Consider the following 11,231-nt stretch of genomic DNA (forward strand, 5'->3'; position numbering starts at 1 on the left):
CCCTCTCGCTACGTGATCGTTTATTTTAAAAGTATCTTATGAAAAGGAGGATGAGGGATGGAATTTTATGCTATGCCGTTGTTCGTAAAACTTGCAGTAAGGAATATGGAAAGCTCACTTAACTGGTACAAACATGTTCTTAATTTTGAATCTATATTTGTGTTGCCTGACCAGGCCGGTGAAATTGTAATGGCTCATATTCGGGGGCAAAAGTATCAAGACATGATGCTAGTGTCAGAACAATATGACACGAATTCTAATGGGATAGGTGTTGTTTTAAACTTTACAGTTGAAGATGTTGATAGTTTTGCTGACAAGGCGAATAAAGCCTATGCTAATATTTTGGAGGGACCTATTGATCGTCCTTGGAATGCTCGTGAACTTGTCCTAAAAGACCCTGATGGTTATGTTATAATACTTTCGATGCAGATTGATAAAGAAAAAACTATAGATGATATAGTTGATTGGGTTGTAAATATTCAAGATTAATGGAGAGGCAGCTATGAAACAACATTATCGCTAATATCCATTTTCAACCCTCAATTTTAACACCGTTCGAGCGTTTCGAACGGTGTTATCGCTATTTGAAATATCTAGAATAAAATCAACTGGATTGTTAATCGGATTTATTCTTTCATGTACTCCACACACTTTGGTTAACCAAACTTGATAATCGGTTTAATGGTAGTACCTTTTTTTGTATCCTCGATTGCTTCATTTATTTGATCTAATGAGTAGTATTTAATTAACTTATCAAAAGGGAACTTCCCTTTTTTGTATAGTTCAATCAGCTTAGGGATATACAACTGCGGGACACCTTCACCCATTAAGAAGCCGTTGAGGTTTCTTTCAAATAGGATGGTATTAATATCTATGCTTACTTCAGAACCCACTGGCCCGCCGGCTACTTGTACGGCTGTTCCTAACACAGCGAGGGAATCAACAGCTAAACGTGTATTGTCAGGCCGGCCGCTGGATTCGATCGCGTAATTGACACCTCGCCCTGTAATGTCCTTAATTGCCTCCAAAACATTTCCATCTTTTGCGTTGATGGTGTGGGTGGCACCCAATTCCTTTGCTAATTCCAGCCGGTTTTCCTGGACGTCGACTGCAATGATAATCCCACAGTTAGCTACATTTGCACCCATGATCGCACTTAAACCAACCGTTCCGCAACCGAAAATAACAATGCTTGAGCCATGCTCAGGTTTTAGCTTATTTAGTACAGAACCACTTCCTGTCATAACACCACAACCAAGCGGGCCCAGCATTTCAAGCGGTACATCTGTTGGAACCTTGATCACGTTACGTGCTGATGCTACGGCATAATAAGCGAAACTTGACTGTCCAAAAAAGTTAGATAGGTCTTGGGTCTCCTTATGCAATCGGCTCGACCCGTCTATCATTCTGCCGGCAAAATTCAGATCATAAAAGTTTTCGCAAGCATATGCTTTTCCGCTTAAACAATTCGCACATGTTCCACATGAACTGTATGATAATACAACATGGTCGCCCGGCTGGATGTGCGTTATTCCCACACCTACCTTCTCGACAACACCCGCACCTTCATGCCCTAATACGGCGGGCAAAGGGACCGGATACGCTTGAGTTTGCGCAAGAATATCCGTGTGGCAAATTCCCGTTCCAACAATTCGAACTAACACTTCGCCTGCTTGCGGATCATCGATAGTAATATCGGTGATTTCAAACGGTTCTCCACTTCCGAAGGTAACTGCTGCTTTTGTTTCCATACTTATTCCTCCTGTAATTGGGCAGGCGCTTGGCACCATCCGGATTATTACTCTTCGTAATTATCCTTTCCCTTTTCGGAAGAATTATTTGGTTTTCTTCTCCAGTTACGAGGATTAAAGTATCCTCTATATTTACTCGCGACTTCCTTGCCGACTATAGCTACACCAATCCAGAAAATAATCTCTGCGGCAACTAAAGCTACGGTCACAAGGGTTATTTTTAGTGATGCGGTAATGTTCAGGAACGGAACAATGAGCGGGGCAAGCCAAAGTGAAAAGGAACCGATAATCAAGCAGATCCCGATTCTATACAGAAGCGGTTTCTTTTTCTTTTGTAAGGGTTGATTCATTTCGTCCTCCCAATTCGTTTAAATACTCATTTCATTCATTATAGCAAAAACGGCTCAGGTTTCATTGAAATACAGTTTTCTATATGACATAAAGATGCGAATTTAGGCTTTCGCTTAAATCACATGGGTTTTCGCTTAAATGCCGCTTGTTTTCGCTTAAATGAGTGGTGTTTTCGCATAAATGACTGCCATTTTCGCTTAAATCATCGTTATTATCGCTTAAATAGACAGAAGTAGCTGTCGAAGTGCATTAACCCTTATAAAGCTTATTGAACGTGACTATTCTCAAAAAAGTTCAAAAAAATTTTAATTCTTTCGGTTTTTCCTTATAATACTTGAGATAAAGAAATGAGGTAGATCGACGTGTCTCTTGGTAATATTTTAATGATAATTGCTGTGTTTTTACTATATAATCTTCTTCTTTTTTACATCGGATGGAATATCAGGGTTTGGTTGCGTAACACGTTTGGGTTTCAAAAAAAATGGCCAATTATACTCGCCATGCTATTTTTGGGATATTCGTTTGTCCTTGGACGTTTTACCGGAGAAGTGGCAATCATAAATATCATAGGCTCCTATTGGATGGGAGTTATACAGTATTCCCTCCTGTTGTTTCCGATCGCCAATCTTGTGGTTTTCTTAGTGAAGAAATTCTCTTCTTTAGCTAAAAGCTCGATCGTTACCTTGGCGGGATACACCCTGCTCTTATGCTTTGTCGTGATTTTCGCGTACGGAACCTATAATGCCTATACACCCGTTGTCCGCAGCTATGACATTAAGGTGGACAAGCAGGTAAAAGGAGCTGATGATCTTCGTGTTGTCATGGCATCAGATATGCATTTTGGCATTATGTCCGGGAAGAGTCATGCAAAACGGATGGTCAAAGAAATCAAGCAACTGGAGCCGGATATGGTTCTATATGTGGGAGATATCATAGACGACGATCCAACACCTTTTATTGATAAAAAAATCGATAGTGACCTTGCGCAAGTTAAGGCTCCATTAGGTACTTTTGCGGTTTTAGGAAATCATGAATATTATGGCGGGAAAATTCCTGAGTTCGTCGAGAAGTTAGAAGATATCGATATTCATGTTTTGCGGGATGAAGTGGTCGAACTGGATAACGGCATTTCCATTATCGGCAGAAAAGATAAGACAGATACAGATCGTCAACCTGTAGAGGAATTGGTTTCAAATGTTAATCAAAACAATGCTTTGTTCTTGCTGGATCATCAGCCTTACGAATTAGGAACAGCTGAGAAAAACGGAATTGATTTAGTGGTATCAGGCCATACCCATCGCGGACAATTGGCTCCTAACCATTTAATCACTAAATTTATTTATGAAAATGACTGGGGATATCTACAGAAAGAAGATATGCATTCCATTGTTTCTTCCGGATTTGGCTTTTGGGGTCCACCGCTGCGGTTGGGAAGCCAGGCCGAGATCGTCGAGATTAATATTACATTTTCGAACTGACACAAACAGCGATGTTTGTGTTTTTTTAATATACAAATATTTTACATTCTTTTAACTCCAGGTTAAGAAGAAATTCAGATTATTTTAATAAAATGAAGTAGAACAAATTTTATTTGTCTAAGTGGAGGGATAGGATGAATATTACCGTAGCTGGAACAGGATATGTAGGATTGGTTACAGGTGTTTGTTTAGCTGAGTTGGGTCATCAGGTGACATGTATAGATATTCAAGAAGAAAAGATTAAAGTGCTTCGAGCCGGCCGTTCTCCAATTTACGAGCCTGGACTAGAACCTCTCTTACAAAATAACCTAAGTAGCGGACGACTGGATTTTACAACCGATCCACAAATTGCCTACAAAAATGCGGACATCATTTTTTTAGCGGTCGGAACGCCGGAACAACAAGATGGTGCAGCGAATCTGGAATACATACAAACAGCCGCCTATACTATTGCCCAACATATCAAGAAAGATGTTATTGTATGCACGAAAAGCACTGTTCCCGTCGGTACAAATGACGGCATCAAAGATATTATTCATTGCAATAAACCTCCCGACATCCATGCTGAAGTGGTCTCAAACCCTGAATTTCTCCGAGAAGGTTCTGCCATTTTTGACTTCTTTCATGCAGACCGCATCGTGATAGGCAGTGATAGTCCTGAAGCAGCATCGATTATCGAACAGATCTATCTTCCACTGAAAATTCCTATCATGAAAACAGATAGGAAAAGTGCAGAAATGATTAAATACGTTTCCAATGCATTTCTTGCAACGAAAATAAGCTTTATTAATGAGATTGCAACAATTTGTGAAAAAGTCGGGGCAAATATTGAAGAGGTAGCCTATGGCGTTGGAAAAGACCGACGGATTGGCGGCGATTTTCTGCAAGCGGGAATTGGGTATGGAGGCTCCTGTTTTCCGAAAGATACGAAAGCGCTTGTTCAGCTGGCCGGGAATATTCAGCACCCATTTGATCTCTTAAAGGCCGTGATCAACGTGAACAATCGCCAGCAATCTCTTCCCGTCATGAAAGCGAAGGAAACGCTAGGATCTTTAAAAGGAATAAAGGTCGCATTGCTCGGACTGGCATTTAAACCAGAAACAGATGATGTTCGCGAGGCTGCCTCCTTAACGATAATTAAGGAATTGCTCGATGAAGGCGCGGTTGTCACAGCCTATGATCCTGTAGCTATTCCCAATGCACAAAAGGTTTTAGGAAACACGATAGAGTATACAGTGGATATTCGGGCCGCTCTGGCTAATGCCGAGTTAGCGATCATTGCAACAGAATGGGATCAAATTAAGCATATACATCTTGATTTATATCGGTCATATATGAAGGAACCCGTTATCATTGATGGGCGAAATTGTTATCCGCTTCATGAGGTACAAAAGTACCCGATTACTTACGTATCAGTAGGAAGAGCTGCTATTACAAACAAATATAGCATGGAGACCAGCTGAATAGTTTGAAATGTAAAGGAGACTTGATGATGACAAGACTGTTGCAAACCTGTTATGACTTCGAATGCCGTTTATTTCAGGGGGTAAACCGCCATTTTGATAAAAAATATTTAAATCTCTTTTTCCGAAATATCACACATATCGGTGGAGCTACATTCACAATCGTGACAGTGCTTTTACTTATTATCTTTTCGTCTAATCAAACTAGATTGACTGCCATTTCAAGTGCGATTGCCTTAACAATAAGCCATATACCAGTATCTATCGCCAAAAAGCTGTATCCACGAAAAAGGCCTTACTTAATCATAGATAAAACAAAAGTTCCATCGAATCCCTTGCAGGATCATTCGTTTCCATCAGGACATACGACAGCCATTTTTTCTGTCATTATTCCATTTATTATTCTCGTACCAACCCTTTCATTCGTACTGATTCCATTAGCGCTCTTTGTTGGCATATCCAGAATATATTTAGGACTCCATTATCCCACAGATGTCATAGCCGGAATGATTCTTGGTTCAACGTTTGGTAGTCTGTGCTTTTATTTATTAAATAATGGTTAATGAATCCATTTTGAGGGAGCGATTTGTATGAAAATTGCCATTTTCACAGATACCTATGATCCGGACATCAATGGGGTTGCAAGAACTCTGAAACGATTTACTGATTATTTAACTGAACAAAAGATAACTTACAAAATTTTTGCGCCTAAGTCTCACTCGAATGAGTATGTATCTACCCATATCCACCGTTTTAAAAGTCTCTCTTTTTTCTTATATCCTGAATGCCGATTGGCTTTTCCAAATCTCTTTCATATTAAGTCAGAATTGGAGAGTTTCGCTCCGGATCTGATACATGTGGCTACGCCGTTTAACATTGGCCTTTCCGGCGCTTATTTTGCAAAAAAATTGAACATACCACTAGTTGGCTCTTACCATACGGACTTCGATAAATACTTGCAATTTTACAGCCTCGAATTTCTCTCCAAAGTTCTTTGGAAATACATGAGTTGGTTTCATAGTCCATTCCAAAAAATTTTTGTTCCCTCCAATGAAACATTATCTCAACTAAACCGCCGCGGTTTCACCAATCTCGAAATTTGGAGCAGAGGCGTAGATTGCCGCCTTTTCCATCCCCAATATGATAAAGAAAGTGTTCGCGAGCATTATGGAATAAAAAAGAAGTACCTACTTACCTACGTAGGCCGGTTAGCACCCGAGAAGGATGTGAAGACACTTCTGGCTGTTGCTAAATCTCTTCCAGCCGAAATAAACGAGAAGGTACAATGGTTAATCATCGGGGACGGTCCTTTGCGTGAAGAGATTCAAAATGACGCTCCAAAAAACATGCTCTTAACCGGGTATCTAAAAGGAGAAGAATTGGCGAAGGTTTACTCCTCATCCGATTTATTCGTTTTTCCTTCGCCCACTGAAACGTTCGGAAATGTCGTACTTGAGGCATTGGCGAGTGGGACACCTGTTATCGGAGCCAATTCGGGAGGAGTGAAAAATATTATTCAAGAAGGAAAAACAGGACGCTTATGTGAGCCTGGCAATATCCATGAATTCACGAACGCCATTGTTGAGCTTTTAACTAACGAAAATTTACTTAAACAGATGGGGACATCAGGAAGGAATTTTGCCCTTACTCAAAGATGGGATGTTATTTTTGATAATTTGTTAGGCTCTTATATTGGGGTGATTCGTAAGATTCGCGAGAAAAAATACGCGTAACAGGGAGTCTAAATCTTTTTATGTAAATGGGGTTTCACTCTATTATATGTAAAGGCTTTATATCGAGTGGCGGGCATGATAGGCTCTGAGCCGGGCGATGCCTTTCTTTTGAAGGTATCGCCAAAGCGGTAAGGAATGTTAAATCTGTACTCTGCATTTTTTGGAGCTCTTCTGGAAGCAAATTGACTACACTTGGTGAGCTGAAGGTGACTGCTTCCACTGAATGGACTGCCCCTGCATAGGAAGCTAAGGCCCCTCCCAGGGAATGACCGGTGAGATGTATCCGGGCATTGGATATTTCTCTTTTGCTTTAGCTACCAGCTTGTCAGCCTGCCTGAATTGATTGGGTACATACTCTTTTTTTCTTTACCCAAATTACGATACGCTGGTAACTCTTCATTTACATTTTTCTTTCCGACAATATACTGTACGTCAGTTACAAAGTCGTTGAACTCTTGAGAACCACGAAATGCAATGACAATATCATTTTCTTTTTTGAAGACAAATGAATCAAAACTTGTTACGTGGTCACGGGTCTTGGCACCTGGTATCTTTTCGATTTTCCACGATTGCTTCCCGTCATCGAAATGTAAATCTAGCTGTTTAGGGGGATTGTCTGAATAGGCTACCTTGCTCAGTCGATGAAAAACATGGTCCCTGACTTTCTCCTCCATTTAAAAACTCCTTTTCTGCTTATTTATTCCCGCCCTACAGCTATCAATCACCCCTAGTATCTAAAGCGTCACTATGAGCCCGGTCAAGAGAATCTTTGAATCTAGTTGCTGCATTTTCTAAATTATTTTGGATTTTGAAAGCCTGGATAATTACGCTAGCGAATTCCCGCGAATACGTATAATTCTAGTTTGTTGGATAACTTTGCACCAGTGAACCATCCCACTATTAGTATCCAGATCAAAATAACAGTAAGTATGTTAGAAACTCCATGTCACTCCTTGTTTACGAAAAAGAGCTATAGTCATTATCCTTCTTTATATAGGAATAGCTTATCCACAGTAGAATTTAGATTTAAGGCTAATTCAAAGGCTAACTGTAAAGTAGGGTCATACTTGTCATTTTCGATTGCATTAATAGTTTGACGTGATACATTGCATTTTATTGCTAATTCCCTCAGAACTCATTCCGTAAGCCATTTATCAATAAATTCATCTAACTCAATTGATTTAGTAATATAACCTGTCCATTTATTTTTAGCACAGTTCCAGTAGCCAATACCCACCATTCTCAGAATCGAGTGAAGCAAAGCTATAAGTTTCCAAGGGCTCATTATAATACCTTAAAATCTCCAGATGAATTTTTTTGATTTCTTTTCTCACTACTGACATTTCACGCTATCTTTCTGCTTCATTAAAGGTTAAATATTGAAGAAAATAATGATCTTCCCCATTTGCGTACTTTTAATTTGCAAATTCATACCCTAATATAGATTACTATAATTACAAACAAATAAAGCAAAAATTGGCGGGAATCAGTCGGGTTCAATACCGCCTTCACACCAGCCAATTAACTGCTTAGTATAAACTCTAACTTTTTGGAGGCACACCAGTGTAACGTCCTACTTCGCTTTTATCTTGAAATGGGACACTTCTACTGTCCCCCATACCATCAAGATTCTTTGACCCAAAGTTATCGAGCAATGCACGCACTTCATCTGTTGACTCTGTGCTCATTAATTGATTTCTTAATTCACTTGCCCCTCGAAACCCACGGACATATATCTTAAAAAAGCGATGAAGAGCCTTGAACGGACGCAGCTCTAGTGCTGAATATTTATCATGGAGATCCAGATGCAGCCTTAAGAGATCAAGCAATTCCTTACTACTATGATCTTTCGGCTGCTTTTCAAAGGCAAATGGATTATTGAAAATACCACGCCCAATCATAATCCCATCAATACCGTATTGATGAGCGAGCTTTAAGCCAGTTTGACGGTCTGGGATATCCCCATTAATCGTCAAGAGTGTATCTGGGGCCACCTGGTCACGAAGTTTCTTAATCTCCGGGATTAGTTCCCAATGAGCATCCACTTTGCTCATTTCCTCTCTTGTACGCAGATGAATGGACAGATTCACAATGTCTTGTTTCAATATGTGTGCCAGCCAGTCGTGCCATTCGTCTACCTCCGTGAATCCAAGCCTTGTCTTTACACTTACGGGCAATCCTCCTGCTTTTGCTGCTTGTATTAAATCTGCTGCAACTTCTGGACGACGGATAAGACCGCTTCCCTTTCCGTGTTGCGTCACATTAGGTACAGGACAGCCCATATTGATATCCACTCCCCTAAACCCAAGTTTCGCCATACCAATACTCATTTGCCGAAAATATTCAGGCTTATCCCCCCATATATGGGCTACAATTGGCTGTTCATCCTCTGTAAAAGCCAAACGCCCACGTACACTTTTGTTCCCCTCTGGGTGACAATAACTCTCACTGTTTGTAAACTCTGTAAAAAACACATCAGGTCTGGCTGCTTCACTCACTACATGGCGAAAAACAACATCCGTCACTTCTTCCATTGGTGCCAGTATAAAAAAAGGTCGTGGTAAATCACGCCAAAAATTATCTATCATATTCAAATTCAAACCCTTTCATTATGGGATCCGAGGCCAAACCCTTATCCCAAAATTAAAAAGCAAAATGTCCCTGCTTCTTTTACACTTATACCATGCTTAAGCACTTTTTATCAAACTGATCGGAAATGTTTACTTCACTTCACAATCTCTGTACAACCAAATTAATCTCCTGCTAAAATCCACCCCATCAATCAGCATTCCATTGTTCCAGTTAAAATAAATTTTTGCTAAAAAAGACTGAAAAGAAAATTGGAAAAACACTGGATTGACAAGGGTTTAACAGGAAAAAGACCCCGAAATCGCAAAAATCAGGGTCGGATTATTATAAGTTTATTTTGTTTGGCAAGAGTTTATTATAGGGTTACAATTCTGTTACCACCAAATAAAGTCGTTCACAATGCCCTCCTCCAACCCGCATTCTTACGTTCACATTTTTTTCCATTTAAAATAAAGTCATTCACTCCCCCCTCTTTTTCTCCATTTTTTGATTCGCTTTTTTACCACACCTTTATTTTTTGAATAAAAAAAAGTCGTGCGTAAGAACAGGGGTAAAGGCATGAGGAATAAGGATTTCTCACGCGTTTTTCCACACCTTATGCACAACTTTATTTTAATTTTGCTTCGACTTTATTTTAAAAAGCAAGGGTTTATTTGGGGGTTACAAATTCTGTTACCACCAAATAAAGTCGTTCAAAACACCCTCCTCCAACCCGCATTCTTACGTTCGCATTTTTTCCCATTTAAAATAAAGTCGTTCACTCCCCCCTCTTTTTCTCCATTTTTTGATTCGCTTTTTTACCACACCTTTATTTTTTGAATAAAAAAAAGTCGTGCATAAGAATTGGGTTAAAGGCTTGTTGAATAAGGATTTCTCCTTTTTTCACACACCTTTTTCCACACCTTATGCACAACTTTATTTTAATTTTGCTTCGACTTTATTTTAAAAAGCACGGCTTTATTTGGGGGTTACATAGTAGGGCAGGAAAAAGGATAACTAGGGATAAGGAAAAACTTTTCAAACTCATATTAGTTTTAGTTATGTAGATTACAAGACTATATTTAAAAGACTCTGCTTAATGAAATCCAAATAAAAAGCTTCGGTTAATTCTAAGTAAACTACTCAATTTGATTTACTTCATCTGTGAACAGGGTAATCAAGGTAAGTATTCCCAAAGAATATACAGATTTAAAAATTTGGGATTTCTCCTCAATTGTACTGGAACTATCATGTACTAAATGATTTCAATTTTGTAGGAATACTATTGGCAGGAAAATCTATGTTTTGCAAGCTTAAAAATCTTTAAATCCGATAACTGAACTTTATAATCAATTATATTATGTTTAAATTTACATAAAATTAAGCCGATATAATTAAAGTATTTTATTATCAAGTCTTCAAGAACTAAGAAAGAGAGCAATTTGTAATATTAACATAGTTTTCAAATTTATACATATTAGGAGGGAACTAAATTGAGCAAAAACAACCCATATATTGAAGCATTAAAATTCGGGCTAAATCCTACTGGTTACTTGGTTCAAAAAGGTACTGAAGCATTAATAATCAAAGCACAGTCTCTTAGAGAAAGTGGAACTATTAAAGAATTAGAAGAAGAAGCATCAAAACAGGAAATATACAATCAAATGTCGGAATCACAGGCAAGAATAGCACAAGAGTTAGCAATAGCCCAACGAATAAATACAGCTGAGGAAGTTGAAATTTAAGAATACTATGAAGGTGTGTAACCGTCAAGTTGTTTTGAACACTTTTTGCTAATTAATTTTGAACACTTTTCTCTCCAAAAATGGTAGTTCTGTGTTTAATTCTATAACTATCCCCATTTAATCTGATTACTTCTACTCGCTG

12 protein-coding genes and 1 pseudogene are annotated in these 11,231 nt (G+C 38.9%); 7 read left to right on the plus strand and 6 right to left on the minus strand.

Annotation, left to right across the window (positions count from 1 at the left end; translation table 11 throughout):
• Nucleotides 1-57: 57 nt before the first annotated feature.
• Nucleotides 58-489, plus strand: coding sequence for a VOC family protein (locus LQ216_RS19505; RefSeq protein WP_230131280.1), 432 nt, complete (start codon nt 58-60; stop codon nt 487-489).
• Between the two features lie 167 nt (nt 490-656).
• Here LQ216_RS19505 and LQ216_RS19510 read toward each other — a convergent pair whose 3' ends face one another.
• Both LQ216_RS19510 and LQ216_RS19515 read right to left on the minus strand, forming a co-directional pair.
• Nucleotides 657-1,751 carry an NAD(P)-dependent alcohol dehydrogenase gene (locus LQ216_RS19510; protein ID WP_230131282.1) on the minus strand — a complete coding sequence of 365 codons (1,095 nt, stop codon included), beginning with the start codon at nt 1,749-1,751 and terminating at the stop codon, nt 657-659.
• A gap of 47 nt (nt 1,752-1,798) precedes the next feature.
• Entirely contained in the window at nt 1,799-2,101 is a 303-nt protein-coding gene (locus LQ216_RS19515) for a transporter suffix domain-containing protein (protein ID WP_230131283.1), read from the minus strand.
• Between the two features lie 363 nt (nt 2,102-2,464).
• Between LQ216_RS19515 and LQ216_RS19520 the strand changes: the two genes are divergently transcribed.
• The 4 genes from LQ216_RS19520 (at nt 2,465) to LQ216_RS19535 (ending at nt 6,776) form a co-directional block, all read left to right on the plus strand.
• Nucleotides 2,465-3,580 carry a metallophosphoesterase gene (locus LQ216_RS19520; protein WP_230131284.1) on the plus strand — a complete coding sequence of 372 codons (1,116 nt, stop codon included), beginning with the start codon at nt 2,465-2,467 and terminating at the stop codon, nt 3,578-3,580.
• 134 nt (nt 3,581-3,714) lie between these two features.
• Nucleotides 3,715-5,043 (plus strand): UDP-glucose/GDP-mannose dehydrogenase family protein, encoded by a 1,329-nt coding sequence (locus LQ216_RS19525; protein ID WP_230131285.1) that lies wholly within the window; start codon nt 3,715-3,717, stop codon nt 5,041-5,043.
• A gap of 29 nt (nt 5,044-5,072) precedes the next feature.
• The gene (locus LQ216_RS19530; RefSeq protein WP_230131290.1) at nt 5,073-5,606 is read left to right on the plus strand and encodes a phosphatase PAP2 family protein; all 534 of its coding nucleotides are present in this window, start codon (nt 5,073-5,075) and stop codon (nt 5,604-5,606) included.
• A gap of 27 nt (nt 5,607-5,633) precedes the next feature.
• Nucleotides 5,634-6,776 (plus strand): glycosyltransferase family 1 protein, encoded by a 1,143-nt coding sequence (locus LQ216_RS19535; RefSeq protein ID WP_230131286.1) that lies wholly within the window; start codon nt 5,634-5,636, stop codon nt 6,774-6,776.
• Nucleotides 6,777-6,810: 34 nt separating this feature from the next.
• On the opposite strand, the gene LQ216_RS20565 is transcribed toward LQ216_RS19535, so the two are convergent.
• From LQ216_RS20565 to LQ216_RS19545, 3 genes are all read right to left on the minus strand, one after another.
• Nucleotides 6,811-7,074, minus strand: coding sequence for a lipase family protein (locus tag LQ216_RS20565; RefSeq protein WP_354959413.1), 264 nt, complete (start codon nt 7,072-7,074; stop codon nt 6,811-6,813).
• A 16-nt stretch (nt 7,075-7,090) separates the two neighbouring features.
• On the minus strand, nt 7,091-7,450 hold the full coding sequence (locus tag LQ216_RS19540) for a hypothetical protein (RefSeq protein ID WP_230131287.1): 360 nt from the start codon (nt 7,448-7,450) through the stop codon (nt 7,091-7,093).
• Between the two features lie 305 nt (nt 7,451-7,755).
• Nucleotides 7,756-7,908 (minus strand): helix-turn-helix domain-containing protein, encoded by a 153-nt coding sequence (locus LQ216_RS19545; protein WP_230131291.1) that lies wholly within the window; start codon nt 7,906-7,908, stop codon nt 7,756-7,758.
• Nucleotides 7,909-8,216: 308 nt separating this feature from the next.
• On the opposite strand from LQ216_RS19545, the gene LQ216_RS20570 reads away from it, so the two are divergent.
• Nucleotides 8,217-8,309 carry an IS3 family transposase gene (locus LQ216_RS20570; protein WP_354959415.1) on the plus strand — a complete coding sequence of 31 codons (93 nt, stop codon included), beginning with the start codon at nt 8,217-8,219 and terminating at the stop codon, nt 8,307-8,309.
• Between the two features lie 83 nt (nt 8,310-8,392).
• Here LQ216_RS20570 and LQ216_RS19550 read toward each other — a convergent pair.
• Nucleotides 8,393-9,364, minus strand: a pseudogene (locus LQ216_RS19550) (tRNA-dihydrouridine synthase); the annotation flags it as partial.
• A 1,473-nt stretch (nt 9,365-10,837) separates the two neighbouring features.
• On the opposite strand from LQ216_RS19550, the gene LQ216_RS19555 reads away from it, so the two are divergent.
• Nucleotides 10,838-11,089: a hypothetical protein gene (locus tag LQ216_RS19555; RefSeq protein WP_230131288.1), complete on the plus strand. Its 252-nt coding sequence runs from the start codon at nt 10,838-10,840 to the stop codon at nt 11,087-11,089.
• Nucleotides 11,090-11,231 lie beyond the last annotated feature (142 nt).

Source organism: Bacillus sp. CECT 9360, from assembly GCF_918741275.1.
GTDB lineage: Bacteria > Bacillota > Bacilli > Bacillales > DSM-1321 > Peribacillus.

Bases quoted from the DNA above. Each gene is read 5' to 3' on its own strand.
- LQ216_RS19525 (WP_230131285.1), top strand. From the start codon at position 3,715: ATGAATATTACCGTAGCTGGAACAGGATATGTAGGATTGGTTACAGGT.
- LQ216_RS19505 (WP_230131280.1), top strand. From the start codon at position 58: ATGGAATTTTATGCTATGCCGTTGTTCGTAAAACTTGCAGTAAGGAAT.
- LQ216_RS19535 (WP_230131286.1), top strand. From the start codon at position 5,634: ATGAAAATTGCCATTTTCACAGATACCTATGATCCGGACATCAATGGG.
- LQ216_RS19540 (WP_230131287.1), bottom strand. From the start codon at position 7,450: ATGGAGGAGAAAGTCAGGGACCATGTTTTTCATCGACTGAGCAAGGTA.
- LQ216_RS19515 (WP_230131283.1), bottom strand. From the start codon at position 2,101: ATGAATCAACCCTTACAAAAGAAAAAGAAACCGCTTCTGTATAGAATC.
- LQ216_RS19530 (WP_230131290.1), top strand. From the start codon at position 5,073: ATGACAAGACTGTTGCAAACCTGTTATGACTTCGAATGCCGTTTATTT.
- LQ216_RS19510 (WP_230131282.1), bottom strand. From the start codon at position 1,751: ATGGAAACAAAAGCAGCAGTTACCTTCGGAAGTGGAGAACCGTTTGAA.